Origin of the sequence: Mycobacterium sp. PDNC021, from assembly GCF_048282635.1 — a bacterium.
In the GTDB taxonomy this organism is placed as follows: domain Bacteria; phylum Actinomycetota; class Actinomycetes; order Mycobacteriales; family Mycobacteriaceae; genus Mycobacterium; species Mycobacterium llatzerense.
The window spans coordinates 259,107-285,750 of sequence record NZ_CP182502.1; the positions used below are offsets into that span (position 1 = coordinate 259,107).

Genomic DNA, 26,644 nt, shown 5'->3' on the forward strand with positions numbered 1-26,644 from the left:
GGTCGGCGCGGACAATCGTGCACAAATCGCGCAGCGTAAAACCCTTGTCCAACAATCCAACACAGGGTGGCATGGCTGGTTCGGCAGCAGAATCGTAGGAGGTAGCCGACTCGTGTCCCCATCGCCGGGCCAGAACGTACTCTTCGTGCACTGGCACGACCTCGGGCGCTATCTCGGGGCATACGGCCACCCTGACGTCAGCAGTCCCCGGCTGGACCAACTGGCCGCCGAAGGCATCCTGTTCACCCGGGCCCACGCCACCGCCCCGCTGTGCTCGCCGTCGCGCGGTTCCATTTTCACCGGGCGCTACCCACAGAGCAACGGGCTGGTCGGGCTGGCGCACCACGGCTGGGAATACCACGCCGGCGTCCAGACGTTACCCCAGCTGCTCTCCGAATCCGGTTGGCACACAGCGCTGTTCGGGATGCAGCACGAGACGTCGTTCCCGTCGCGGCTGGGTTTCGACGAGTTCGACGTGTCGAATTCCTACTGCGAGTACGTCGTCGAACAGGCCCTGCGGTGGCTCAGCGAACCACCGCAGAAACCGTTCCTGCTCACCGCCGGGTTCTTCGAGACCCACCGGCCGTACCCACGGGAACGCTACGAGCCCGCCGCCAGCGACACCGTCACCGTCCCCGACTACCTGCCCGACAACGATGCCATCCGCGACGACCTGGCCGAGTTCTACGGGTCCATCGCCGTCGCCGATGCGGCGGTGGGCCGACTGCTGGACGCACTGGAGGCGGGAGGGCTGGATCGCAGCACCTGGGTGGTGTTCCTCACCGATCACGGGCCGGCTCTGCCGCGGGCCAAGTCGACGCTGTACGACGCCGGGACCGGGATCGCGATGGTCGTGCGGCCACCGCGGGATGCCGAAATCGAGCCGCATGTCTACGACGAACTGTTCAGCGGAGTGGATCTGCTGCCGACGCTGCTCGATCTGCTCGGCGTGCCGGTTCCGGTTGAGGTGGAAGGGCTTTCACACGCGGAGGCGCTGGTCCGCACGGCGGCAGGCGCCGAAATCCGCACCGAGGTTTACACCGCCAAGACTTATCACGACTCGTTCGACCCCATTCGCGCAGTGCGAACAAAAGACTTCAGTTACATCGAGAACTATGCTTCGCGTCCGTTGTTGGATCTACCGTGGGACATCGCCGACAGCCCACCCGGCCGGGCAGTACAGCCGGCCATTTCAGACCCGCGTCCGGCCCGTGAGCTGTATGACCTACACGCCGACCCCACTGAGCGGCACAACCTGCTCCTCGACGTGCAACCCGAATATCATGCAGTGGCAGCGCAATTGGCACTCAAGCTCAACACCTGGCGGCAGCAGACGGGCGACGTCATACCCTCAGATTTCACCGGAACACAGATCTCGAACCGTTTCACCGGGACCTATCTGAGCCTCCATGGGCGCCCCGCGTCAAGCCGGTCCGCAGCGGCGTCCGACCGCGGAATCAACCCGGATTCAACCTCGCAAGATTAATACTCAGTGTGCGAAAAATCCCCTTCTGCAAGGGATTTCGACGCAAGCTAGGCTCTTGCGCCATGACAGCATCGACGGCCTATCTGGTCCTCGCATCACAGCGCAGCGGCAGCACGCTGCTGGTTGAGTCGTTGCGCGCCACCGGTGTGGCCGGCGAACCGCAGGAGTTCTTTCAGTACCTGCCACACACCAGCATGTCGCCGCAGCCACGGGAATGGTTCGCCGACACCGAGGACGAATCGATCCTGCGGCTGCTCGATCCACTGATCGACGGCAGGCCCGAACTGGCGCCCGCGACGATCTGGCGTGACTACATCCAGACCGCCGGCCGCACGCCCAACGGCATCTGGGGCGGCAAGCTCATGTGGAACCAGACCGCACAGCTGCAACGTCGGGCCGCGGATCTGCCGGACCGCTCCGGTGACGGGCTGCTGGCCGCCATCCGCGACGTCGTCGGCTCCGATCCGGTCCTGATCCACATCCACCGGCCCGACGTGGTGTCTCAGGCGGTCTCGTTCTGGCGGGCGGTGCAGACCCGCGTGTGGCGAGGTCGCCCGGACCCGGTGCGCGACGCCCGCGCCGAGTACCACGCCGGAGCCATCGCGCACGTCGTACGGATGCTGCGCGCTCAGGAGGAGGGCTGGCAGAAATGGTTCCTCGACGAGAACGTCAACCGGATCGAAGTGCCCTATCCGGTGTTGTGGCGCAACCTCACCGAGGTCGTCGGCGACGTGCTCGAGGCACTCGGCCAGGACCGCAGGCTCGCACCGAGACCGGTGCTGGAACGTCAGGCCGATCAGCGTTCGGACGAATGGGTGGAGCGCTACCGCGCCGAAGCCGAACAGGAAGGACTGCCGGTATGAGCACCGCAAGTATCCATGTCGACGAGCTCCGGCTGCTCGAGGCCGAGGCTGTGCACATCATCCGCGAGGTGGTGGCCGAGCTGGAGCGCCCGGTGCTGCTGTTCTCGGCGGGCAAGGACTCGATCGTGTTACTCCGGTTGGCGGAGAAGGCTTTCCGGGGCCGGAAGGCCGGCGACATCGGATTCAGCCCCGGGCCTCTACCTTTTCCTATTCTGCACGTCGACACCGGCCACAACTTCCCGGAGGTCATCGACTTCCGGGATCGCCGTACCACCGGCGTCGGGCACAAGCTGCTCGTCGGGTCGGTACAGGAGAGCATCGACACCGGACGGGTGGCCGATCCCGGGCCGGGGGCATCACGCAACCGGCAGCAGACCCGCACCCTGCTCGACGCGCTCGAGGCGGGCGGCTTCGACGCCGCGTTCGGCGGGGCCCGCCGCGACGAGGAACGCGCCCGCGCCAAAGAACGCATCCTGAGCTTCCGCGACGAGTTCGGCCAGTGGGACCCGCGTGCGCAGCGGCCCGAGCCGTGGTCGCTGTACAACGGCCGTATCCGCCGGGGCGAGCAGGTCCGCGTGTTCCCGCTCTCCAACTGGACCGAGCTGGACATCTGGCGCTACATCGAGCTGGAAGGCCTTGAGCTGCCGTCGATTTACTTCGCCCACGAACGCGAGGTGTTCGAGCGCGACGGCATCCTGCTCGCGGTGTCGGAGTACACCCAACCGACCGGCGACGAGACCGCCGCCGTCGAATGGGTGCGCTATCGCACCGTCGGCGACCTCACCATCACCGGCGCCGTGCGGTCGAAAGCCGTTGACATCGCGAGTGTGATCGACGAAATCTCCGCTGCCACAGTGTCGGAACGCGGCGAGACCCGCGCCGACGACCGGACCTCGGTCGCAGCGATGGAAGACCGCAAGCGAGAGGGCTACTTCTGATGAGCACGAGACAGCTGCTTCGGATCGCCACGGCCGGCTCCGTAGATGACGGCAAGAGCACCCTGATCGGCCGGCTGCTGCACGACACCGACAGCCTGCCCCTGGACCACCTCGACGCGGTCACCGACGACGACGGGGTGGCCGACCTGGCAGCCCTGTCCGACGGTCTACGCGCCGAACGGGAACAGGGCATCACCATCGACGTGGCCTACCGCTTCTTCTCCACCGAGTCGCGCAGCTACATCCTCGCCGACACCCCGGGCCACGAGCGGTACACCCGCAACATGTTCACCGGCGCGTCCAACGCGCACGTGGCCATCCTGCTGGTCGACGCCCGGGCCGGCGTGCTGCGGCAGACCCTGCGCCACGCCCGCATCGCAAAGCTGTTGGGTATCAAGCACTTCGCCGCCGCCGTGAACAAGATCGACCTGGTCGATTTCGACCAGGCGCGGTTCGACGCGGTGCACGACGAACTCGGTCAGGTCGCGGCTCGACTCGGCGCGGTGGATCTGACGGTTATCCCGCTGGCCGCCAAGCACGGCGACAACGTCGTGAATCGCTCGGAGCACACCCCGTGGTACGACGGTCCGACGCTGCTGGAGTATCTGGAGGGCATCGAACTCAGCGCGCCCCAGCCCGAGCCGGCCAAGCTCCGGCTGCCCATCCAGTGGGTGTCCCGGCCCACCGCCGAACAGCGGCGCCGCTACACCGGCCGCCTGAGTGCCGGCACGCTGCAGGTCGGCGACACCGTGCTGAGCCTGCCTGCCGGAACCAGTTCCACCGTCACCGCCGTGGACACCCTCGACGACGACCGCGCCACTGCCGTTGCCCCACTGTCGGTTTCGATCGAACTGGCCGACGACATCGACGTCGGCCGCGGTGATGTGCTGGTCAGTAGCGCCGACAACGCGTCGCTTCCGGTACTGGCCCGCGAACTCGACGCGACGGTGTGCTGGTTCGCGGAGACCCCGCTGCGAGCCGGTGACCGGCTGGCGCTCAAGCAGGGCACCCGCACCGTGCGAGCCACGGTGCAGGCGTTGCACACGCGGCTCGATCCCGAGACGCTCGACGACATCGATCAGCCGGTCGAGTTGGTACTCAACGACATCGGCGCCGTCACGCTCCGGACCAGTTCGACGGTGGTCGCCGACCCGTACCGCGGCAACCGCGAAAGCGGCGCCTTCATCCTGATCGACGAGACGTCCAACGACACCGTCGGCGCCGGCACCATCACCGAGCCGCGCGAGGTCAAGCTCGGCACCCACTCACGCAGCGATATCCGTTGGCACCATTCATCGTTGGACCGGTCCTACCGGTGGGCACGTACCGGGCAGCGCGGCGCCACCATCTGGTTCACCGGGTTGCCGGCATCCGGGAAGTCGACGCTGGCGGTCGCGGTCGAGCGGGCGCTGGTCGAGACCGGGCAGGTGGCGTACCTGCTGGACGGCGACAACATCCGGCACGGGCTGTCCGACGACCTGGGGTTCTCCGCGGGCGACCGCGCCGAGAACATCCGCCGGGTGGGCCACCTGGCCCGGCTGCTCGCCGACTCGGGTGTGGTGGCACTGGCGTCGCTGGTGTCGCCGCTCAAGTCGGACCGCGACACCGCCCGCGAGTTGAGCTCCGTCGCCAAGCTGCCGTTCATCGAGGTCTACGTGTCCACCCCACGCACCGAGTGCGAACGGCGCGACCCGAAGGGCCTCTACGCCCGCGCCAAGGCCGGCGAGCTGCGCGGCCTGACCGGGGTGGACGCCCCGTACGAGCCGCCGGAGAACCCGGACCTGGTGGTCGATACCACCGGCGCCGACATCAACACCCTGGTGGCCCAGGTGCTGGGGGCGCTCAACACCCTCCGCTAGTCACGATTTCGGCGTGATTTGTCGCGCTCGCCGCCACAAATCACGCCGAAATCGCATCGTGTCCCCCGATTGGGGGACACGGGATTCATCCTGCTGAGGGCCGGCTGGTGGACAGACAGCGGGGGCCTGCTGCGGGACTCTTGAGTCAACCTCAAAAGCCCACAGCAGCAGGAGAATTCAGATGAGCATCGTCACCCGCTGGGTCAGTTACTTCATCATCGTCGTCGGCCTGACCGTCGCGCCCGGACTGATCGCGATCGGCCTGGCCACGTCCGCCCACGCCGCGCCGAACACTGGCTCGATCTCGGTGCACCAGATCGTCGCGCACCAGAACAGCGCTCCCCAGCCCGGGACGCCGATTCAGCACCAGTACCAGCAGCTCCACTAATTCACGTCTGGGCAACCACGAAAATCCGGCGGAACAGGAAGAACGTGGTGCCGTCGGGCTGGGGCGGGTACGCCTGCGCCAGTAGCGGGACGATCTCCTGCCGGTACTGCTCCCAGGCATCGTCGGCCAGCCGCGAGCGGACGTCGGTCAGCGCGGTTCCCGTGATCCAGTCCAGCACCGGGGTTTCGCCGGTCAATTGGTGCAGGTATGTCGTCTCCCAGGCGTCGACGGTGCAACCTTCGGCCGTCAGCAGCGCGGCGTAACCCGCCGGGTCGTCGACCACGTTCGTCTCCCGGAATCGGATATCGGCCAGCGCGCCGGCGAACTCCGGGCGCCGGGCCACCTCCCGTACGGCCTGATGCGACGGAGAGTCGAAGTTGCCGGGTACCTGGAAGGCCAGCCAGGCGCCTTTCGGCAGTTGAGTCACCCACCGCCGCAGCAGTTCGCGGTGTTCCGGAACCCATTGCAGCACAGCATTACTGACCATCACATCAGTGTCCGGCGCGGGCGACCAGTCGGCAGCGGCGACCACCCGGGCGTCGACGCCGCGAGCCCGGGCTGCCGCCACCATTTCCGGTGAGTTGTCCACTGCTTCGATCACCGCGCCGGGCCAGCGCTCCGACAGCGTGGCGGTCAGGTTTCCCGGACCACAACCCACGTCCGCCACCCGCCGCGGCGTCTGGGCACCGACGCGCGCCAGCAGGTCGTAGAAGGGCCGGCCGCGGTGGTCAGCGAAGGCGAGGTAGATGTCTGGATTCCACACAACCCCATCCTGCCGCCGGAGGCTGATGAGTGCCTGCCATTCTGGTAGGCGATGGACGAGTCAGTACGCGACCTCTGGCAGTCGCTGGGCCTCCCCGGCCTGATCGACGTGCACACCCATTTCATGCCCAAGTCCGTGATGGACAAGGTGTGGAAGTACTTCGACAGCGCCGGGCCCCTCACCGGCCGGACCTGGCCGATCACGTATCGCACCGAGGAGCAGCACAGGCTGGAGACGCTGCGCGGTTTCGGGGTGCTGGCGTTCACCTCCCTGGTCTATCCGCACAAGCCCGATATGGCGGCCTGGCTGAACCAGTGGGCCGCTCAGTTCGCCGCGCAGACCCCCGACTGTCTGTCCACCGCCACCTTCTACCCCGAGCCCGGCGCACCCGCCTACGTAGCCGAGGCCATCGCCGGCGGCACTCGGGTGTTCAAGGCGCACGTTCAGGTCGGCGACTACAACCCGGCCGATCCACTGCTCGATGACGTGTGGGGGACCATCGCCGACGCCGACGTCCCGGTGATCATCCACTGCGGTTCCGGTCCGGCGCCCGGTACTCATACCGGCCCCGACCAGGTCCGCACCGTGCTGGACCGCCACCCCGACCTGAAGCTGATCATCGCGCACCTGGGTATGCCCGAGTACAGCGAATTCCTCGACCTCTGCGAGCAATTCGACGGCGTCCACCTGGACACCACCATGGCGTTCACGCCGTTCATCGAGGAAAACATGCCGTTCCCACCCGCCGAATTGCCGCGTCTGGGTGAGCTCGGTGACCGAATCCTGTTCGGCAGCGATTTCCCCAACATTCCGTACCGGTACGCCGAGTCCCTCGAGGTGCTCACCAAGGTCGCCGCCGACGACGATTGGCTGCGAAAAGTGCTGTACCACAACGCCGCCAGGCTGTTCGATCTGGAAGATCAGCTGACGGGGGCCGAGAACCGAGGTTAGCATCCGAACGTGACCAGTCCGCCAGGCGATGCGTTCAACCCACCCGTCCCGGTTCCCGACGTAGCGGGTGCGGATGCCACCGCGCGTGGACTGCCACGACGGGCCGACCTGACCTGGCAGCAGAAGCTGATCGTCGACTCCTCGGCGGTGGCCGACCTGGGGCTTCGCACGGCGCTGGCCTCGGTGATCGGCGCCGGCATGATTCCGCGGATGGCCGCCTCGGCGGTACGAAGCCGGGCCGGCGACGACCCTGATGCCCTGCGGTTCTACGCCGAACTCGCCGCCACCAAGGACCCACAGCAGTGCTTCCCGGCGCCCAGCGGTCCTCCGCTGGTATCCGCTCGTCCCGCCGGCCCGGTCGCGCAGTGGGTTGCACGCGGCCGGGTGGACAACATCTGGTTCCCCAGCAGTTACGACGCCGGGTATCCCGGCATCCGAGAGCGCCGCCGCAGCTACACGCGCAACAACGTGGTGCATGCCCAGCACTGGCGGCATGACGACGGTCCGCGCCCGACACTGTGCGTGATCCACGGGTTCATGGGCTCGCCGTACCTGTTCAATGGTTTGTTCTTCTCGCTGCCGTGGTTCTTCCGGTCCGGATACGACGTGCTGCTGTACACCCTCCCGTTCCACGGGCCCCGGGCCGAGAAAGGCTCTCCCTACAGTGGATACGGCTTCTTCATGGACGGCGTCCCCGGCTTCGCCGAAGCCATGGCGCAAGCGGTGCACGACTTCCGTTCCGTCGTCGACTACCTGCAACACACGGGAGTCGATCGCATTGCGCTGACCGGAATGTCGCTGGGCGGCTACACCTCATCACTGATCGCCTCGGTCGACGACCGCATCCAGGCAGTCATCCCGAACGTTCCGGTCGTGACACCGGACCGGACGGTCGACGAATGGTTCCCGGCCAACCTGCTCGTCAGGCTGAGCAACCGACTGGCGCATATCGATGAGGATCTGGTTTCAGCTGCCGGCCGGTACCACTCACCGCTGAACTACGCGCCGCTGGTGCCCCGGGATCGCCGATTGATCATCGCCGGCCTGGGTGATCGCCTGGCGCCGCCGCAGCAGGCCGAATTGCTCTGGGAACACTGGGATCGCTGCGCGTTCCACTGGTTCCCGGGCAACCACATCCTGCACGTCAGCCAGCCGGACTACCTGCGCCGGATGACCAAGTTCATGAGCCCGTTCATGTTCAGCTGATTGCGGCCGGTGCCGGGCTGTTCTCCAGGTCGGTAAGCAACCCGGCGGTCAGCACACCCGCGCGCGTGGCGAGGCCACCGGCCGATGCGGGGGCCATCGCCGTGAGCAGCGGGCCCTGCCGACCCGCCTCGCGCGTCAGGCCCGCGACTGCGGCCGCGGCAGGCGCGTTGGCCGTGCGCACCGCGCAGGCCGCGGAAATGGTTGCACCAGAAGAGAATTCGAGCACCGTCCACAGCTCCGTCGTCGACGCCAGTGCAGCCAGGCATTCCGGCAGGCTCGGATCCGCGGGCAATCCGTAGGCGGTGAGGTAGCCGTCCCCGTCGCGGACCGCACGCCACGTCTCGCGCGCGTCGGTTGCCATGGGCGAGGGCGCTGCCTCGGTGACCGCGACCGGCACCCCGGCCTCCCGCAGCTGGTCGGCCAGCCGCCGGGCCACCTTCTCCGCCGTGTCTGCAAGCGGCAGATCCGACGACCGTGCCTGCAGGGCAGCAAGATTCGACGCCGCCGTCACAGTGACACTGACCCATGCACTGCGCGTGCCGTCGAGCTGACGTTCCGTGACGCGCACCGAGTCGCACCGGACGCCGTAGCGGTCGACGTAAGAAGCCACGAGAGGCAGTGCGTGGTAATGGAATCCGTCGGCTTCCAGTACCACCGTGACCTGATCAGCCGCCGGGGCCTCCGCACCGCGCCGGTTCCGGCGCCACACCGCGAATCGGCGGGCCACCATCGTGGTCAGGAACATCCCGCGCCACCAGGCGAACACCAGCAGCACCACGGCGACCGCGATGCCCAGGATCCACTTCTGTGGCGTCGTGTGCCACGGGTACGTCATGGCCGCCGGGGTGATCGCCAGCAATGCCAACGTGATTCGGGCCGTCATCGGGCGCCGTCCTTTCTTCGGTACGCGATCAGTGCGATCAGTGCGGCGATCGCCAGCACTGCCGCACCGGCGAACGCGATGGTCCGCGGCGTGGTGTCCTTCGGGGCCGGCTCGGGCGGCATGGCAACAGACACGGCTTTCGGTGCCGAACCGGTCGCCGGCAGGTCCCAGGTCAATGCCGCAACCGGGTCGACGACGCCGGCACCCACCAGGTTCGACGGCATGCGCGCGGCACCGTGCGCGGTGGCGGTCAGCCGGTGCGTCACGTCAGCCGCGTTGAGCGCGGGAAATCGACTGCGCACCAAGGCTGCGACGCCTGCGACGTAGGCCGCCGCATAGCTGCTGCTGCGCAACGGGAACAGGTCGCCCCGCTCGTTGGGCAGCGCGTTGGCCAGACCGTTCACTCCAGTCGACGCGATGTTCTCGCCGGGCGCAGAGATGCCGACCCACGGGCCGGGAGTGGTGAAGTCCGACGGCTGTCCGGCTGCGTCCAGCGACCCGACCGACAGCACGTACGGCTGCCACCAGGACGGGATCGACACCGATTTGACGCCGGCCCAGTTGCGCGGGTCGGCCGCATTCCCGGGGTTGTCGAGCGGGTTGGCCTCGCACGATGGGCCGCCGGCCAGGCCGGCCCGGTCATTGCCTGCGGCGGCGACGATCACCGCATCCTTTTCCTGCGCAGCGTATTTCAGTGCCGCACCCAGTTCGGTCTGATCGACGGGCCGATCGGCAGGGAGGCAGGTGACCGCCGTGATGGCGATGACCTTGGCGCCGCGGTCGGCGGCATGCACCACGGCCCGGGCCAGTGACGTGACCGCGATGGTCGCCTGCGCCGCAGCCGCGTCTCCCCCGTTTCCGCGCGGGGCGTAGCGCTCGGACGTCTGACGGATGGCCAGGATGCGGGCGCCCGGCGCAACGCCCGAGAACCCGTCCGCGCCCGGCTGACCGGCGACCAGGCCGGCGACCAGAGTGCCGTGGCCATCGCAATCGGTAAGTCCGTCAGTGTTTTCCACGAAATCACCGCCGGCCTCCACATTGGGCAACCGCGGTCCGGGATGCACGCCGGTGTCGATGACCGCCACCGTCTGTCCGTCACCGCGACTGAAGGCCCAGGCGCCCGGCACGTTGAGCAACGTGTGGCCCGGACCCGGTGCGCCCGGGTCGGTGCCGGGCAGCACGCCGGCGGTGACGCACTGTCCGCGTTGGCCCATCGCCGCGACGGGACCGACGCTGCCCGACGGCGGTGCCGCATGCTCGTCGACGTGCGGCGGCACGACGGCACCGGCGGCCGGCAACATCGCCGCCGGCAGTACTGCGGATGAGGCGGCGAAAGCGACTGTCAGGACGGAGATTCCGCGCCGGATGGCCACCATCACCGGTTGATGACCCAGGCGAACAGACCCACCAGGTAGGCCAGCACCGGTATCAGCGAAGCGTCCAACGCCGTCGCGGCGAAGCCGACCAGGCGACGCATCGGCAGCGAATAGGTCTGCGGGTCGGCCACCTGGGGGTTCAGCGCGGCCACCACGCCCACCGCCACGAGCACCGCGAGCACGCCCAGCGACCACCATGCGTTGGAGTAGTGCCCGCCGGCGGCGAACATCGTAAGCAGCACGGCCGCAACCAGATACGGCTGGCTCAGCAGCCACACCTTGCACGGCACCGAGTCCCAGATGCGGGCCCGCAGCGCCGTCGCGAGGGCGGCGGCAACGACCACGTACCAGGCCCACTCCGACGGGTGCGTTCCCGCCACCAGGACCACCGACCCGGCGGTCAGGGTGAGCACGGCACCGGCGAGGAAGCCGGTCTGGTGCGCGTCGCATACCCGGACGCGGCGCGGCAGATCGGCCAGCACGGACAGCGGCAGGGCCGACGGCGTCGGGTCACCCGGCGCCGGGATGTTCGGGACCGGGAACCGGGCCCACAGCGTCGAGAGCTGAGCGGCCTGGACCACGACCAACAGCGCGAAAACGATCAGTACAGCGCCGATCACGGTGTTGCCCAACTGCCAGACCGAAGCGGCGCCACCGACGATCGCGCCCGCGATACCCAGGACGGTCGTGGCGGTGAAGGCCGCGATGGCCTGCCCGCCGACGGTGATGCTGACGATCGACCAGGCGGCGACCGCCGCGGCACCGAGCAGCAAGCCGGCCGGACCGGCCGGACCGGGGACCGCCAGCGTGAAGGCCGCGCCGACCGGCAGCAGGGCGGCCAGGCTCAGGGCTGTCGCCAGTTTCGGCAGCGCGGGCCGGGTCAGCAGAGCGGCCGCAACGGTCAGCACCGCCACGCCCACGACCGTGAACAGGCCGGCGGGCTGGCCGGTGCGTACCCGCACCAGCGTCGCCAGCGCGGTGGCGAGCACCGTCAAGGCCACGACTGCCCAACCGGCCAGACGGCGGATATGCGCGTTACCCCAAGGGTTTTCGCGAGCGGCGGAGAAGATGGCAGCGGCATCGGCGATGTCCTCGACGATGCGCGGCGCCGGCGGACCCGCGGGCACCGGCTGCAGCGCCAGCAGATCACCGTCGACGACGCCGACCGTGTCGAGCGTCGCGTCGAGGCTGTACGCCGCGCCACCCAGCGGGGCCAGCGACAATTCGGCGCCGCTCGCGGCGTCGGGCGCGACAATGCGCCGCACCGCGGGCACGATCTCCCGCAAGGCCAGGCCCGCCGGCAGTGCGACGTCGGTGAGTCGCCCGCGACCACCCTGCTCGTCGCCGGCGACGAGCACTGCGACCCGCACAATCGGCATCGCGGTACTACCAGACGTGTTCTGGGACATTTTCTTTCCGTTCTCCAGTCGAGGTCTCGAAGTCTCGGGTCGGGTTCACTGTGGGGAACCAGGGACCGTCGGGCAGGGTCGCGGTCAGTCGCTGCACGGCAGCGGTGACGGCAAGGTCCGTACCCGGGGCAAATGTTGAAATCCAGGTGCCGTCGGCGGCTTTCACCGGGGCCACGACGACGCGACCCGCGGTGGTGTCGACGATGCTGACGCCGACGTCGGTGCTGATCCGGTGGCCGTCACGGTGATCGCCCGCGACGATCTCCACGTAGCTGCGGCCGGGCGCGAACGCGGCCCGCACCACGGCGTGCGCGGTCGGCGGGATGCCGAGGTGATCCATCACGTCGTCCAGCGAATCGCCGCGGCGCAAGCGCTCGTCGGCCTTGGCCCCGATGCGGGCGGGCATGGCGAACTCGTCGAACCGAGCGGCCGCGCGGCCGGACAACCCTGCCGTGAGCACCGGCACCAGCGCGTCCGGGGACGCGACGGTCAGTTCGGTGCAGGTCATCAGGTGCTCGCTGCGCAGGACCGCCACGGTGGTGTCGCCCCTGCGCGCGAGAATCCCGCGCAACATGGCGCCCGATCCGGACACCCATCGCAGTTCCAGCCAGCGGCGGGGCCGGCACACGGTCCGAATCCAGTGCGCGACAGCGGGATGCACGGAGCCGTCGGCAGACAGCACCCCCATCCGCGTCAGCGCGGTGACCTGGTCCGCATCGAATCCGGCCTTGGCGGAGGGCTCGCTGTAGGGCTGTGTGATGGCCAGCACCCACGGAAAGCTCCCAGCGCCGAGACGATCCGCGAGGAACCAGGCTTGCTCCGCGGTCAGCTCGACCGCGGAGACCGGGATTTCAGCGCGTTCCGGGGTACCTGACACCCCGGAACGCGCCGAAACCGTTGGACTTAAACCCACTTGGCGCCTTCGGCGCTGTCGCGTGCGCTCATCGACAGGGTGTTGGTCTCGTGGGTGGTCGCCATCGCGCGGTACGCGTGGACGAGTTCTTCCATCGCGGTGTTCCACTGGGCCTGCCACGCCTGGTAGCTGGTTCCGGTGTCACCCTGCCAGGCGCCGGCCAGGGCGGCCTGCTCGCTGGCGATGTCGAGGCCGACGGCGTGCAGGGCACCCGAGTAGGCGGTCATCTCACCGGCGTGGGCCAGCATCGCCGGGTAGTTATACATGATCTGGGACATGGGATTTCCTCGCTCCTGATTGTCGGGGTAGGCGTGCGGCGGCTAGACGGAGGTGTACGTGCCGGCCGCGGCGGTGTCCTGCGCGACGTAGGTGCCTGCCGCGTCGCCCAGGTTGGCCTGCGCGATGTCGAGCAGGGCGTTGACCTTGGCCGCAACTTCCATGAATCGCACGTGTGCGGCCTGGAACGCGACTGCCGAGTCACCCTGGTGGAAGCCCTGCGCCGACTGCGCAGCCTGTTCGGCCTGGGCGATGGTGCTGCGCATCAGCGCGGCCTTGGCCGAGAAGGCCGACTCGGAAGCGACCAGCTGGGGGATGTGTGCGTCGAGCATGCTCATTGTGATTCCTCTCGGGGTACGTCCGGATTGTTTTGGTGGTCAGGTCTTCTGGTCTGCAGGTTCAGCGGTTGGCACCGCCTTCCGAGCCCCAGCTGCCGGGCAGCATGGGGTCGGTGACGCCGCCGCCGAAACCGTTGCCGGTCAGGCGGTTCAGGCCTGTCGCCTGCTGGTCCTGGCGGTTCACCGTGCCGGTGAAGCCGATCGGTCCGGCACCGCGGGCGGAAGCCAGAACATCGGTGCGTGGGGCCCTGTCCGCGCCGGCGTCATCGCCGAAGTCCGGATCGACTTCCGAGTTCATGTCCATGAACTCGTCGCGGACACCACGCTCTTTCGCCGCGCGACGGCGACGGGCGCGCCGCCGCTCGGTCGCGGCTGCCGCGGCAGCCGCCGCTGCCGCGGCAGCGATACCGGACGCCGGGGCCGGCGCGGTGGCGCCGTCCCGCAGGGTCGGGGTGAATCCGGGACCCGGGTCGTCGACGGCCACCGCGTAGGCCATCATCGGCGCCGGGGCCGCCGGCGCGGGAGCCGCCGCCGAAGCCGGTGCGGGCGCAGGCGCGCTCGCCGGGGAGGCGGGGGTGGCCGGCACCGTCGGGGCGACGCTGACCACCGGCATCTGATGGTCGACAACCTGCAACTGCGGCGGCGGCGGGAATGCATCGGCGACTTCGGGATCCGGCACATAGTCGGGTTCCAACAGCGTCAACAACCCGAGGCTGGACAGACCGACCGCAATCAGAGCCGGCCCCCACAGCGGTGCGGACAGCATCAAGCCCCAGGAACCCCAGCCGACCGGCTGGAAGAACGCCTGATAGCCCAACGCGAAAAGCAGTGGCCCCCAAGTGGTCAGCGCTTGCGACGGGTTGGTCAGGAAGTCGAAGATCATCTGCTGAATCTGGCCCAGCGGGTCCTGCAGGAACTTCCAGATCAGGTCGCCGCCCGGCAGCGTCTTGATGTAGTTGTACAGGTAATCGGTGATCGCGTTCGACGCGTTCAACGACGTGCCCGCATCGGCCGCCTGCAACTGGGCGCCCGCCTGCGTGGCACTCGCCGTGGCGGTACCGGCCTCGCCGACGCCGGCCGCCAGCATCATCGGGGCCGGCGTGGTCGCCGGGGCCGCCGCCACCGCGGCACCCGACACCGCCTGATAGGTGCCCATCACCGTCGCGGCCTGCAGCCACATCCGGGCGTAGTCGGCTTCGTTGAGCGCAATCGGAATCATGTTGATACCGAAGAAGTTCGTGGCGACCAGCGCCGCATTCACCACGTGGTTGAGGGCCAGTTCGGGCAGCGACGGCATCGCGGCCAAGGCGGTGCTGTAGGCCGCGGCGGCGGTCTCGTGCTGCACCGCGCTGGCGGCACTGTTGGCGCTGGCCTGGGCCAGCCAGGTCAGGTACGGCGCATGGGAGGCGATGTACTGCTCGGCGCTCGGTCCCTCCCATGCTCCCGCCTGGACCTCACCCAACAGCGCGGTGAGTTCAGCTGCGGCCGAGGCATATTCGGTGCTCAGCGACTGCCAGGCAGCCGCGGCGGCCAGCAGCGAACCCGGACCGGGGCCACTGGACAACAGCGTCGAATGAACCTCCGGTGGCAGCGCCATCCAGACAGGGGCGGTCATGTCAGCCCAGCACCGTCACGTATGTGGCGGCGGCTTCGGCATCGCCCGTCGCGTAGCCGATGCCCGCCTCGGTGACACCGCCACCGGCACGGCCGAGTTCGGTGACGCCCTGCGTCGCGACGGCCTCGTGTTCGGCGCCGTGGGCGCTCAGCCCAATCGCCGTCTGCAGCGACACGGGGTCGGCGGCGGGCGGGATCACCGCGGTGACCGCCGGAGCGGCCGCGGCATGGGCGGCGGCCAGGCGGGCGGTCAGTGCTTCGACGGCCGCCCCGGCTGCCGTCAGTCCTTCGGGAACAACGCGCAAGGTCATCAGTGGAACTCCCCTCGTTGTGGTCCGGTGGGTCGGCCCGTAATCGGGTCTGCCACCAGCGGATTGATCAGCTGGACATACGTGGCTTCATCGCTGTCGCCGACCACCATGGCGCGACCGGCGGGCAGGCGGTTGAACCGGTGGCCGCGGATCCGGCCGCTGTCCTGCGGGTTGCCGGACAGCATGACGGTGGTGGCCTGCAGCTCGTTGAGCCTGCGCAACAGCGGGGCAGTCATCACCGCGTGGGCCGAGCCGGCGGCCCGGGCGGTGACGATCACTCGCAGACCCAGTTCGGCGGCCTGGGCCAACAGCCCCAGCAGTACCGTCCAGGGCCGCTGGCCGACGAACGGACCGCTGACCGCGGGTGCATCCGGGATCTGGTCGACGTCGTCGATGATCAGGTAGTGCAGGTGGTTGCCCTGCCCGTTCCGGTAGGTCCACCCGCTCAGCTCCGCGGCCGACAGACCCGCTGGGGGCCTGCGCTTTTCGAGCAGTGCAGCCAGTCCGAGCATCGCTGGGGTGACCCGGTCGACGTTGGGGGTGTACTCATTGTCCGCGAACAACGGTTCGTCCACCAGATGCAGTCTGCGGTCGATCACGGTGAACGCCACCGACTCCGGCGTGGAGTTCTCCCGGATGGTGCGGATCAGATGCCGCAGCAGCGTGGTCTTGCCGGACTTGGCGTCGCCCAGCACCATCAGCAGCGGGTTGGCCGAGAAATCGACCCGCACCGGTGCCAGGTCCTGCTCGCGCTGACCGATCACCACCGACTCGGGGCTGTGATACAGCGGCGCAAGGGTTTCCGGCGCCAGGTCCGTCGGCAGCAGACGCACGGGCGGCGCCGTCTGCCCCGGGTAGTGGGCGTTGATGGCAGCGATCGCGCCGAGATCGGGTTCGGCGAACAGGAAGTGCTCGGCTGCCATGGTCAGCCCGCGGCCCGGCTGGTCGGCGGGGACACCGTCGGCGGGGCGAGACAGGGCCGCCACACCGGGGGTACCTGGCGACCGCACATTGCTGTCGCGCGAGTCGGCCAGCTTGAGTTCGAGCCGCAGACCCAGCCCGTCGCGCATCGCGAGTGGCACCTCGAGCCAGTTCGGCGTCGTGAGCACCACGTGGATGCCGTAGGCCATGCCGGAGTTGACCAATTCGGTCACCTTGGACAGCAACGGGTTACGGGTGTTGAACGTGTCGGTGTTGTCCCGGCTGAACGCATACAGGTTGTCGATCACCAGGAACACGTCGCCGTAGCCGTCATCGCGCAGGTCACCGTCACCGGCGGCGGCACGGGCCTGCCGGGACGCGAGCAGCTGCTCGAGTTCACCGAAGGTGCGACGGATGCGTTCGGGCTCCAGCGGCGACGCGACGCTGCCGACATGGGCCAGTGGCTTGAGCGAGCGCAGCCCGCCGCCGCCGTAGTCCAGGCAGTAGAACGTGACAGCGCGCGGCGAGTGCGTCGCGGCCGCGGACAGGATGAACGTCTGCAGTGCCGTCGATTTCCCGGACTTCGGCCCACCGTGGATGACCAGGTTGGCGGCCGCCGAACCGGCGTCGAAGACCAGTGGATCGCGACGCATCTGGAACGGACGGTCGATCTCGCCAAGAGGCCAACGGCCATGTCCCGCAGGAATCTCGGTGCCGGCCAACAGCTCCGGCAACGCGATCGGCTGGTCGAGCGGCGCCAGCCACAGCCGCGGCGCCTGCGGACCGTACTGGGCCAGCTGCTCGCCGACGGTCGCGACCAGCTTGCGCGGCGCACGCAGATCCGGAGCCGTGTCGGTGACGATCACCGTGTCCGGAGCCGGGGTGACGTGGCCTGCCGGGAACAGCTGTGGCTGCGGAACCGCATGCACCACAACGGCTTTCTCGACCCGTGGCGGGTCGTAGATACCGTCCACGTAAGTGCTGCGGAACTTGACCGGCACGGCGCCGGGGGTGGGGACCAGGAAGCCCTCGCCCTTGTGTTCCGGACCGGCCTCGATGTGGTACGCGTCCTCGACACCGATGATCTGCCGGCTGATCGACGGGCTCGCGACCTTCAGACCGATGCGATACGAGGTGTTCTTGTCGATGTCCTTGATCCGGCCCACGTCCAGCGTCTGGGACGCGAACAGGATGTGGATGCGGAACGAACGGCCCTTGCGGGCAACATAATCGAACAGCTCGGCGTATTCGGGATGGTCGGCGAGCATCAGTGAGAACTCGTCGGCGACCACCAGCAGCGTCGGGATCGGGGGCAGGTCGTGCCCAGCCGCCTGCGCCGCCTCGTATTCGAGCACCGAGTTGAAGGCACTGCCCTGCACGCGGCGGCCGGCCTCCATCAGCAGCTGCTCACGCCGCGCCACCTCACCGCGCAGGGTGTCCGCGAACCGGTCGGCCAGCGACCGCTTCTCGGCCATGTTCGAGATGACGGCCACCACCTGCGGGAAATCCCGGAAGATGTCGGCGCCGGCCTCGCCCTTGAAGTCGGCGTAGATGACGATCAGGCGTTCGGCCGAGTGAGTCGTCAACAGCGACAACAAGATCGACATGAGGGTCTGAGACTTGCCGGAGCCCGTCATACCGATCATCAGACCGTGCGGCCCCATGCCGCCTTCGGCCTCGTCCTTCAAATCGAACATCAACGGTTCACCGGTGGCGGTGACGCCGATGGGTACCCGCAGCTCGTCGGCCCGCGTCCGCGGCGCCCAGAGGCCCGCAACGTCCAGTGCGGCCGCATCGGGAATCCCCAGCAGGGTGCCGAAGGTGGTCAGTCCGGCACCGGTGCTCCGGGCCCGGTTCGGGTTGGAGTCCCAGCGCGCGAGACTGCGCGCCAGGTGCGCGGCGGCCCGCGGCGAAAAGCCGTCGGCGACATCGAAGTACGACTGCCAGCCGGCTGCCGCCCACCGCTCGATACGGCCGCCGGCCACCCGTAGCACCGGGCGGTCGGGGTCCGCGTACTCCGGCTGTTCCGTGCCGCGCTGCACCACGGTGACGCCGGCCAGTCCGGCCCGCGGCAGGAGCTCGTTGACGTCGGCATCCGGGTCGTCCACGACGATCAGCAGGTGCCGCAGCGGTGCGATGTCGGCGGCACCGAACGGCTGCCGGTCCGCGAGTTCATCGGACAGCATGTCGGCGAGTTCGGGAACACCGGCGGCCAGGTAGCGCGCCGGGCCGACACCGTCGATCTGGCCGGGAATGTCACTGTGCGGCAGCCACTTCAGCCAGGACCAAGATTCCGATTCGAGAGCCTCGGCATCCGCGGCCGCCAGACCGACCCCGAGCAGGGCCGGGTCGTGCCAGGTCACCGCTTGCGCGATCCAGGCGCGCAACGCGCCCCGCACCTCGTCGGCATCGCCGAGCACGGTGATCCGCGAAACCCTGGTCAGGTCGATACCACCGGGAACCGCGGGGAGTGTCCGCTGGACGTCGAGCAGTCCGCGCAATGCGCTGTGCGACACCGGCTCCAGGTCGATCTCGGCCGCGGTGTCCTTCACCTGCAGCACCGTCTCCAGGCGCGCGTCATGCAGCCCGGCGCGCACCACCAGGAAGTCGGCGTCGTGCGGGTCGCGCTCCCACTGGCGCCGGGTGCCCGCGACGGCGGCCAGCTGCTCGGGTGCGGGGTGGGACCATTCGCGGGCCGCGCGCTGCTCGGCCGCCTGGGCCCGGACGTTGTCCCGAACCACCGACAGGTAGCGCAGGTAGTCGGCGCGCTCGGCGTCGACCTCTTCGGTCCGGGTCTTGTTGTCCGAACCGCGGTAGAAGGCGGTGGCGGCCAACAGGAGCACGAACGGGAAGAACAGCGTCTGCGGCGAGATGACGCGCATGCCGGTGGCCACCAGAGCCACGACCATGCCGACGATCAGGATGACGATCAGGTAGGGCAGCACGCGGCGCAGCAGCGACGGTGGCACCAGCCGCGGCAGCTCGGGCGGCGGCTCGATGGTGATGACGCTCGCGCGGGTCGCCGGGACGGGCAGCCGGCGCCGCGCTTCGAAGATCAGACGGCTCACGGGTTCTCCCTCAAGACGGTGTCGACAGCTGGGCGAACCAGTGCCGGAAGCTGCAACGCGTCACTCCGCGACAATGTCGGGCCGGGCGCGAACTGGCTGAGGATCGACCACGGCACCAGCAGCGGTGACGTGGTAAGCCCCAGCGCGGCAGGGGTTTTGCGATTTGCGTTGGTGGCGTCACCTTCGGTGGAGATGCCGTAGCGGACGCCGGTGTCGCTGATCCAGTAGCCGGACAGCGCCGGGGTGCCGGCTTGTCCGGTGGCCTGGACGAAGTAGCCGGTGCCCGGGGCCACCGCCACGCGCTGCGCGGTGCCGGCGGGGCCGGCCAACGCGACGGTGTGCTCGTCGGCGGGCAGCGGCAACATCGCTCCGGACAGCAGGGTGAGCGAATTGGTCGTGGCGCCATCGTGTTTGGTCCAGCGGGCGCAGGTCAGTGGCGCCTTGGTGACGTCGACGACGGTGAGCGGGCGCTCCGGGTACGCCGCGGTGTTGATCGCGGTGGAGACCGGGATACGGGCGACCTGGTCGGCGGACAGCCGCGGCGGCTGCTCCAGACCGTACGAGTCGGTGTTGCGCAGAATCGCCGCGACGACCTGTGAAATCGGTTGCAGGCCATCATCGAGGACCGCGTAGTACTGGAGGGCGTTGCCCGCGTTGTCCGAGCCGGCTCCGGTCGTGATGGCGGTGACCACCGCGCCGACGGGTGCGGCGACCGGCAGTGGGTACGGCGTCGGCTGGCCGGCGTTGACGATCGCCGGGGCAGCCAGCGGGGCCGATTCCGGGATCGCGTTGAACAGTCCGTCGGCGATGGCGCGCGGCGCGGGCAGCGCAGTTCCGTTGGCGCCCAGGCCGAGTGCCGCCGTCACCGCGCGGTTGTTCAGGTCGACCGCACTGCGCTTGCCGTTCCACAACAGCCAGCTGCCGCCGTTGACCCCGGCGGAACCGACGCCATCGTTGCGAACCAGCACAGCGTCATTTGCACCCAGTGCGGCGGCGCGGGAGGCGCCGTCGGCCAGCGGACCCGTGATCAGGGTGACGCCCACGACGTCACCGGTGGCCGCGTCGCAGACGGTCCAGTCGGCATCGCGAGAAGTGCTGGGCACCATACGTTCCGGCGCGCCCGGGATCCCGATGAGGCTGCCGCGAGCGAACTTGTCCAGTTCGGCGCTCGGCACCGTGGTCGGGTTGTCCGGCCGTCCGGCGATGAGCCGGGCCGAGGTCAGGTTCAGCACCGGGTGCAGTTGGTCGCCCACCCGGACGTACAGCGCGGAGGTCTCCCGGTCGGCCAGGATCACGTCGTTACCCGCGACACCGGCGGGCCGGATCAGGGAGAAGACGAAGCAGCCTGCCAGTGCGGTGACGAGCACCAGCCCACCGACCAGAACGGAGCGGCTCTGGGTCCGCAAGGGGTCGACCAGCATCCGGGTGTCATGCATGGCGACGCCAGAGGCGATGCGCCGCATGAGGAATCGCCAACCGGACACCTGGTGCCGGGTGACGAAGCCGCGGCGGTACTCGACCTGCTCCGGGTTGTCGTTCACCGGAGTACGGGAACTGAAAGTCTTTCGGTCGTCACTCACGGTTGGGGCACCACCAGTCCGAGACCACGCAGCAACGGCGCGGCCGAGTTGCCGACGTCACCCGAGGTGATCGTCATGAGTTCGTCGTCGGTGAAGTCGTGTGCGGCAAGGTGATCCAGCCGGTACTCACGTTCTTCTTCGGAGCGCTCCACCAGATTTCGCACAAAACGGCCGTTGCCCGCGATGTCGAGGCTGCGGCGCGCGACACCTGCCGCGTCGGGCGTGGTCGCCGTCGCGAGGTGTGCGAACAACTGCTCCATCTCGGCCTGCGCGGCGGGTTCGAAAACGCTGTCCCGCTTTTCGGCCATGCGCATGGCGATCTCGGTGAGTTCAGTGGCCGAGTACGACGGGAAGTCGATGCTCCGCGTGAAACGCGACCGCAGACCTTCGTTGGTGTCCAGGAACATGTCCAGGTCCTTGCGGTAGCCGGCGATGATCACGACCAGCCGGTTGCGGTCGTTCTCCATGCGTGCCAGCAGGGTGTCGATGGCGACCAGCCCGAAGTCGTTCTTTGCGCCGGTGGACACCAGCGCGTACGCCTCGTCGAGGAACAGCACGCCGTCGAGCGCACTGTCGATGACGGCGTTGGTCTTGGCCTCGGTTTCACCGATGTGCTGGCCGATCAGGTCGGCACGATGCACCTCGCGCACAGTCTCTTTGCGCAGCAGGCCCAGACCGCAGTAGATCTTGGCGACCACCCGGGCGATGGTGGTCTTACCGGTTCCGGGAGGCCCGGCGAACACCAGGTGGTTGGTGCGCTGGGCGACGGTCAGGCCCCGCTCCTGGCGCCGAATCGACATGGCCACAGAGCTTTTCAGCCGGGCCACCTGGTACTTGACCTCTTCCAGGCCGATGAACTCGGCCAGCTCGGCCTCCGCCTCGACGAGCAGGTGCGCCTTGCGGGACTTGGCATCCGGGTCGACGAAATCGGCCTCGGTCGGCTCGGTCTCGGGATCCCACGGGTTGTGCCGGGCCTCGATGCGGGCCGCGGTGGTCGGGTCGATGCCGAAGCTGGTGTCGGTCAGCGCATGTTCGGCGGCGGTGTTGTCCGGGTGCGCGGCGTACAGCTCGGCCAGCACGTCGGTGGCCTCGTCGTCCTCGCCCTGCGCGCGCAGGGACAGCGCCTTGACGAAGGTCCCGTCGACGACGGCGACCGCGACCGGCCCCTCCGGGTCTTCCAGGTGCGACAGCGCCGGAGCGAACATGCCCAAGTGCGCCAATGCAATACCCAGCGCCACCCGCGCGGCATGCGCGTAGGACGCGTCCAGATTCGGGTCGCTCACGATGGGGGTCAGCTGCCGGACGACGTCCGACCAGCGGCGGGTGCGGTGGTACATCGCCACCCGCACCCAGCGGGCCGGCGGCCAGCCCGGCTTGCGGTCGAGCAGGTCGCCTACCAGCTGATCAGCCTCTTCGTAGGCGCCGGCGCCGGCGAGCGTTGCGGCATAGGCCAACTGGAAGCCGTCTCGGTCGGTCGCCCGGAACTGCAGGTACAGACCGCTGTCGTAGCTGAAGCCGAGGTCGCCGTCAGCGAGGTCGAGGGCCCGCTGCAGCACGCCCGCCGAGGACACCGTGCGCCAGATCGCCTCGATCACATCGGGCGTTGCCGCACCCGCGGCAGCCAAACCGGTCCAGGCATCGCAGTGCTCGCCGGCAATACGCGTCAAAGTCAGGAAGCCACCCAGGGCGGCGTCGAGGTCGGCCGGGCGACGGCGACCGTCGACACTCAGGCCGAGCGCCAGACAACTGCTGGAGAACCGGGTCAGCACGTCGCGATCGACGCGTGCTGCCCGCTGCGCGGCGTCACCATCGGCGACCACTGTGTTACTGCCCGCGTTGCTCGGTCGCACGTGGGTCCTTTCCGTCATCGACACGCCAGAGGACGTTCCACCACTCATGCGGCAGCCGTCCTAATAAGGAGTCGGCACCCGGAACGGATTGGTTCCCGGCGGGCCGCGAGACGGGCACTGAGCCGCGCGGGCGCGGTTTGCTCGAAATGCACCGCGGCGGATACCGCAAATGTGTCAGTGCCCATGGTGGTGTTCGCGGGATATTAGAGTCCCCGCATATCTCCTTAAGTATGCCTAAGCTAACCCTGCGAAGTTAGCATTGCATAACTTAAGTTGTCGAGACGTACCCGTCCGTCGGAGCAGGTGACGACGCTCACTCCTTAACGGCAGTGACCAGGCTGTTCGAGGCGATCATGGTTGCTGCTTCCGGATTCGTCGGCACCGGACGCCCGACCGCGCGGAAGTAGTCGGCGAGCCCGGTGGCCTCAGCGCGCCATCCCCGGGAGCCGAACCAATCCGCCGCCGGCGCGATCTGCTCGTTGTAGATCAGCTTGAAAAAGCCGTCTGCCATCTCGTCCGACGCCGCACGCTTTGCCGCGAACACATCGGCCGGCATCGGCTTGCCCTCTTCGACCGCCACCCAACTGCCGGGCGCCGCCAGCGCATCGATACCGGCGAACAGCTGGTCCTGCGCGGTGGCCGGCAGATAGATGAGCAAGCCCTCGGCGATCCATGCCGAAGGCTGCGTGGGATCAAATCCGGCGTCCGTGAGCGCCGCCTGCCAGTCGTCGCGCAGGTCTACGGCGATCTCCCGGCGCCCGGCCTTCGGTTCGTCCCCGATGCCGGCCAGCACCTCACGCTTGAATTCGAGTACCTGCGGTTGATCCAGTTCATAGACGACGGTGCCGGCCGGCCAGTCCAGCCGGTAGGCACGCGAATCCAGACCCGCGGCCAGCAGGACGATCTGACGCACCCCGGCATCCATCACACTGCGGAAGTAGGCGTCGAAGTACTTCGTCCTGGCGCCCTGGAAGTTGATGAACGGTTCGCCGAACTCGGACGTCGCCAAGGGATGCTCCGGGGCCTCGCCGTCCAACACGTCGGCCCACACACCGCCGACCGCGCGGGTGAACACCTCGGCATATTGGTCCACCGCAAGCGGATTCGGCTTGGCCGCCTCCAACGCCCGCGCCGCGGCAACCATCACCGCGGTCGATCCAACACTCGTCGTGATGTCCCAGCTGTCATTGTCGGTACGCACGTGCGCGAGGGTACGCCCGAATTCTGATCAGACCAGCGGACGCCCGGTGCGGATGCGCCAGTCCAGGTCCCGCAACATCCAATTGAAGGGGAAACGCCGCAGCGGCCCGGGCAGCACCCGGTTGACCACCTTCACCACCTTCATCAGCGAGTTGAACCGCTTCTGCCGCTTGGCGTCCCACGGCAGGCGCATCTCGTCGCGGAAGCGTTGCGGCAGAAAGCCGGTGGTGAGCAACAACGAGAACGCCTCGAGCCGGCGCTGCAGCGGCCCCGGGAGTTGCAGCCCCTTCATCCGCACCGCGGCGATCGGATACAGGTAGTCCCGCACCGTGTCATCGATGTGCACCTGGTCCAGCGACTCTTGCCAGTACTTGTCGAACGCGGCCCGGTCGGCCGGCCACATGTCCGGCGTCACCTGCAACGTGGTGCCCATCGTCATGCCCTGCCGGTAGAACTCCTCGGCACTTTCGTCGTCCAACTCTCCGACGACCATGCGATATACGTCCAGCGCGCCCTTGAACAAGCACGCTGCCACCCAGAGCTGCAGGTTCTTGTCCATGGCGCTGTACTTCACCGGGCTGTCCTCAGTCGAGTAGACCTGCCGGTGCGCCTTGTTCACCGCGCTGCGGTACGCCACTTTCTGGTCGTCAGATCCGAGGATCGCGACAGCCAGGTACGTGAAGGTGGTGCGGGCCCGCTTGATCGGGTGCAGGTCGGTCCGCCCGCTTTCGACCCGGCTCTCCACGACGCCGTATCCGACGCCCGGCCGGGCCAGCTGCATGATCACGTTGGCCGGGCCCGCCAGCAGCGCGGCGCCGACCAACCCGTCGGCGTACTGGACGTCGCGACGCACCCGACGGCCCGGCGCGCACGCGTTGACCGGCAGTCCGACCAGATCGACCGTCATTGGTCACTCCTCGTAAAAGTGAGAACGATTGATTCCCGATATTGCCTGCGCCGCGGTGGGGTGTCAAGATGGCGGGGTGCCTCAGGTACGCCCGTACCGCGGGATCGACGCGACAGAACGCCTGGCCCAACGACGGGCCCGGCTGATCGACGCCGGACTGGAGATTCTGGGTGCCGCGCCGCCGGCGCCCGAACTCACCGTCCGAACCATCTGCGGCGGCGCCGGTGTCGCGATGCGCTACTTCTACGAAAGCTTCACCGACAAGGACGTTTTCGTCGAGGCGGTGTACGACCATGTCATCGCCGACCTGGCCGCCACGACCCAGGCTGCGGTGGCAGCCGCGCCACCCGATGAGCAGAGCCGTGCCGGCATGGCCAACATCGTGCACGCGATCGCCGACGACCCCAGGGTCGGCCGGCTGCTGTTCAGCACCCAGCTGTCCAACGAAGCGGTGGCGCGCAAACGCAGCGAGTCGACTGTCTTCTTCGCTGTGCTGCTCGGCCAGTACGCCGGTGACGCCCTGCAGTTGCCCGCCGGGGATCGGCGCCGGGCCGGTACGCATTTCGCGGTCGGGGGCGTCGGGCAGACCTTGAGCGCCTGGCTGGCGGGTGAAATCACCTTCAGCCCAGATGAATTGGTCGACCATCTGGCACTGCTACTCGATACGCTCGGTAAGCGGGCCGTCCGCCGGTGACAGGGCCGCAACTACTCCGACCCCGGCCGCCGCTGAACCAGCACATCGACTTCTTCGGCTACTGGTCGCACGACGGCGAGGTCTCCGACCGCAGCAGAGCTCTGCCCCGCGGCGCGGCCACCGTCGTGATCGATGTCGGCGGGCGGGAGCGGGTCGACTTCTACTCGGCCGACGGGACCACCCGCATGCCGGCGGAACCGGCGTTCCTGACCGGCCCGGGCACCCTGTCGTACGTCACCCGCATCGACCCGGGTGAAGCGGTACTGACCATCCACTTCCGCCCCGGCGGCGCACTCCCGTTCTTCGGAATTCCGTTGGCGGACCTGGAGAATTCCTGCGTCAACCTGACCGACCTCTGGGGCGCAGATGCCGCGCTGCTGCGTGAGCGACTGATCGCGACACCGGCCTGGCCGCGGCGCATCGAGATCGTGGAGGATTTTCTGTTCGCCCGGTTGCGGCCGACACCCCTGACGCTCATGCCCGTGTTGCACGTCGCCGAACACCAACCGTCGCTTCGGGTTTCCGAGGCAGCCGAGCTGACGGGCTTGTCCCCCAAGCGATTGATCGCGACGTTCCGCCACGAGATCGGCCTGACCCCGAAGGCGTATCTACGCGTGCGGCGGCTCCAGTCCGCCCTGCGTCTACTCGATGCCGGCACCGGCGACGGCGCCGACGTCGCGGCCACACTCGGGTACTTCGATCAACCCCACTTCGTGCGCGAATTCCGGGGGTTCACCTCGGTCACCCCGACGCAGTACGCATTGCGGCGCAGTGCGCTACCCAGCCATGTCGGGCTGCCGGGCTGATCGAGCCGCGGCAAAAATATCCAAGCGTCGCGCCCGGCAGACCG

Annotated in this window: 23 protein-coding genes; 9 read left to right on the forward strand and 14 right to left on the reverse strand. The window is 68.5% G+C overall.

The window, feature by feature from the left end; all coding sequences use genetic code 11:
- The first annotated feature begins 112 nt into the window (after positions 1–112).
- The 5 genes from ACNO8X_RS01295 to ACNO8X_RS01315 all read left to right on the forward strand — a co-directional run bounded on the left by ACNO8X_RS01295 (position 113) and on the right by ACNO8X_RS01315 (position 5,534).
- Positions 113–1,486 carry a sulfatase gene (locus ACNO8X_RS01295; protein ID WP_418003822.1) on the forward strand — a complete coding sequence of 458 codons (1,374 nt, stop codon included), beginning with the start codon at positions 113–115 and terminating at the stop codon, positions 1,484–1,486.
- Between the two features lie 62 nt (positions 1,487–1,548).
- Complete coding sequence (stf0, locus tag ACNO8X_RS01300; RefSeq protein WP_043985860.1) at positions 1,549–2,349, forward strand: trehalose 2-sulfotransferase; 801 nt, start codon at positions 1,549–1,551, stop codon at positions 2,347–2,349.
- Positions 2,346–3,287 (forward strand): sulfate adenylyltransferase subunit CysD, encoded by a 942-nt coding sequence (cysD, locus tag ACNO8X_RS01305; RefSeq protein WP_418003823.1) that lies wholly within the window; start codon positions 2,346–2,348, stop codon positions 3,285–3,287. Before stf0 ends, cysD begins: the two co-directional genes overlap by 4 nt.
- Complete coding sequence (cysC, locus tag ACNO8X_RS01310) at positions 3,287–5,146, forward strand: adenylyl-sulfate kinase (RefSeq protein WP_418003824.1); 1,860 nt, start codon at positions 3,287–3,289, stop codon at positions 5,144–5,146. Before cysD ends, cysC begins: the two co-directional genes overlap by 1 nt.
- Before the next feature lie 181 nt (positions 5,147–5,327).
- Positions 5,328–5,534, forward strand: coding sequence for a hypothetical protein (locus ACNO8X_RS01315; protein ID WP_064860584.1), 207 nt, complete (start codon positions 5,328–5,330; stop codon positions 5,532–5,534).
- Position 5,535: 1 nt separating this feature from the next.
- Here ACNO8X_RS01315 and ACNO8X_RS01320 read toward each other — a convergent pair whose 3' ends face one another.
- Complete coding sequence (locus ACNO8X_RS01320) at positions 5,536–6,297, reverse strand: trans-aconitate 2-methyltransferase (RefSeq protein ID WP_418003825.1); 762 nt, start codon at positions 6,295–6,297, stop codon at positions 5,536–5,538.
- Between the two features lie 51 nt (positions 6,298–6,348).
- Here ACNO8X_RS01320 and ACNO8X_RS01325 point away from each other — a divergent pair, with 51 nt between their 5' ends.
- Both ACNO8X_RS01325 and ACNO8X_RS01330 read left to right on the forward strand, forming a co-directional pair.
- On the forward strand, positions 6,349–7,248 hold the full coding sequence (locus ACNO8X_RS01325; RefSeq protein WP_418003826.1) for an amidohydrolase family protein: 900 nt from the start codon (positions 6,349–6,351) through the stop codon (positions 7,246–7,248).
- Between the two features lie 9 nt (positions 7,249–7,257).
- Positions 7,258–8,454, forward strand: coding sequence for an alpha/beta hydrolase family protein (locus ACNO8X_RS01330; protein ID WP_418003827.1), 1,197 nt, complete (start codon positions 7,258–7,260; stop codon positions 8,452–8,454).
- On the opposite strand, the gene eccE is transcribed toward ACNO8X_RS01330, so the two are convergent.
- From eccE to ACNO8X_RS01395, 13 genes are all read right to left on the reverse strand, one after another.
- Positions 8,447–9,337, reverse strand: a complete 891-nt coding sequence (gene eccE / locus ACNO8X_RS01335) for a type VII secretion protein EccE (RefSeq protein ID WP_418003828.1) — start codon at positions 9,335–9,337, stop codon at positions 8,447–8,449. The genes ACNO8X_RS01330 and eccE overlap by 8 nt on opposite strands.
- Positions 9,334–10,713, reverse strand: a complete 1,380-nt coding sequence (mycP, locus tag ACNO8X_RS01340; protein WP_418003829.1) for a type VII secretion-associated serine protease mycosin — start codon at positions 10,711–10,713, stop codon at positions 9,334–9,336. Before mycP ends, eccE begins: the two co-directional genes overlap by 4 nt.
- Positions 10,713–12,122, reverse strand: coding sequence for a type VII secretion integral membrane protein EccD (eccD, locus tag ACNO8X_RS01345; protein WP_418003830.1), 1,410 nt, complete (start codon positions 12,120–12,122; stop codon positions 10,713–10,715). Before eccD ends, mycP begins: the two co-directional genes overlap by 1 nt.
- Positions 12,100–12,972: an ESX secretion-associated protein EspG gene (locus ACNO8X_RS01350; RefSeq protein ID WP_418006068.1), complete on the reverse strand. Its 873-nt coding sequence runs from the start codon at positions 12,970–12,972 to the stop codon at positions 12,100–12,102. The genes eccD and ACNO8X_RS01350 overlap by 23 nt, the downstream gene beginning before the upstream one ends.
- Before the next feature lie 53 nt (positions 12,973–13,025).
- Positions 13,026–13,313 carry a WXG100 family type VII secretion target gene (locus ACNO8X_RS01355; protein ID WP_043390023.1) on the reverse strand — a complete coding sequence of 96 codons (288 nt, stop codon included), beginning with the start codon at positions 13,311–13,313 and terminating at the stop codon, positions 13,026–13,028.
- A 42-nt stretch (positions 13,314–13,355) separates the two neighbouring features.
- Entirely contained in the window at positions 13,356–13,649 is a 294-nt protein-coding gene (locus ACNO8X_RS01360) for a WXG100 family type VII secretion target (RefSeq protein ID WP_043390021.1), read from the reverse strand.
- A gap of 61 nt (positions 13,650–13,710) precedes the next feature.
- Complete coding sequence (locus tag ACNO8X_RS01365; RefSeq protein WP_418003831.1) at positions 13,711–15,264, reverse strand: PPE family protein; 1,554 nt, start codon at positions 15,262–15,264, stop codon at positions 13,711–13,713.
- 1 nt (position 15,265) lies between these two features.
- Complete coding sequence (locus tag ACNO8X_RS01370; RefSeq protein WP_418003832.1) at positions 15,266–15,574, reverse strand: PE family protein; 309 nt, start codon at positions 15,572–15,574, stop codon at positions 15,266–15,268.
- Positions 15,574–19,563, reverse strand: coding sequence for a type VII secretion protein EccCa (gene eccCa / locus ACNO8X_RS01375; RefSeq protein ID WP_418003833.1), 3,990 nt, complete (start codon positions 19,561–19,563; stop codon positions 15,574–15,576). The genes ACNO8X_RS01370 and eccCa overlap by 1 nt, the downstream gene beginning before the upstream one ends.
- On the reverse strand, positions 19,560–21,143 hold the full coding sequence (gene eccB / locus ACNO8X_RS01380) for a type VII secretion protein EccB (protein WP_418003834.1): 1,584 nt from the start codon (positions 21,141–21,143) through the stop codon (positions 19,560–19,562). Before eccB ends, eccCa begins: the two co-directional genes overlap by 4 nt.
- Positions 21,140–22,963 (reverse strand): type VII secretion AAA-ATPase EccA, encoded by a 1,824-nt coding sequence (gene eccA, locus ACNO8X_RS01385; protein ID WP_418006069.1) that lies wholly within the window; start codon positions 22,961–22,963, stop codon positions 21,140–21,142. The genes eccB and eccA overlap by 4 nt, the downstream gene beginning before the upstream one ends.
- A gap of 343 nt (positions 22,964–23,306) precedes the next feature.
- Positions 23,307–24,194 (reverse strand): class I SAM-dependent methyltransferase, encoded by an 888-nt coding sequence (locus ACNO8X_RS01390; protein ID WP_418003835.1) that lies wholly within the window; start codon positions 24,192–24,194, stop codon positions 23,307–23,309.
- A gap of 27 nt (positions 24,195–24,221) precedes the next feature.
- The gene (locus ACNO8X_RS01395; RefSeq protein WP_418003836.1) at positions 24,222–25,100 is read right to left on the reverse strand and encodes an oxygenase MpaB family protein; all 879 of its coding nucleotides are present in this window, start codon (positions 25,098–25,100) and stop codon (positions 24,222–24,224) included.
- 76 nt (positions 25,101–25,176) lie between these two features.
- On the opposite strand from ACNO8X_RS01395, the gene ACNO8X_RS01400 reads away from it, so the two are divergent.
- Positions 25,177–25,794, forward strand: a complete 618-nt coding sequence (locus ACNO8X_RS01400; RefSeq protein ID WP_418003837.1) for a TetR/AcrR family transcriptional regulator — start codon at positions 25,177–25,179, stop codon at positions 25,792–25,794.
- Positions 25,791–26,600 (forward strand): helix-turn-helix domain-containing protein, encoded by an 810-nt coding sequence (locus tag ACNO8X_RS01405; RefSeq protein WP_418003838.1) that lies wholly within the window; start codon positions 25,791–25,793, stop codon positions 26,598–26,600. The genes ACNO8X_RS01400 and ACNO8X_RS01405 overlap by 4 nt, the downstream gene beginning before the upstream one ends.
- Positions 26,601–26,644 lie beyond the last annotated feature (44 nt).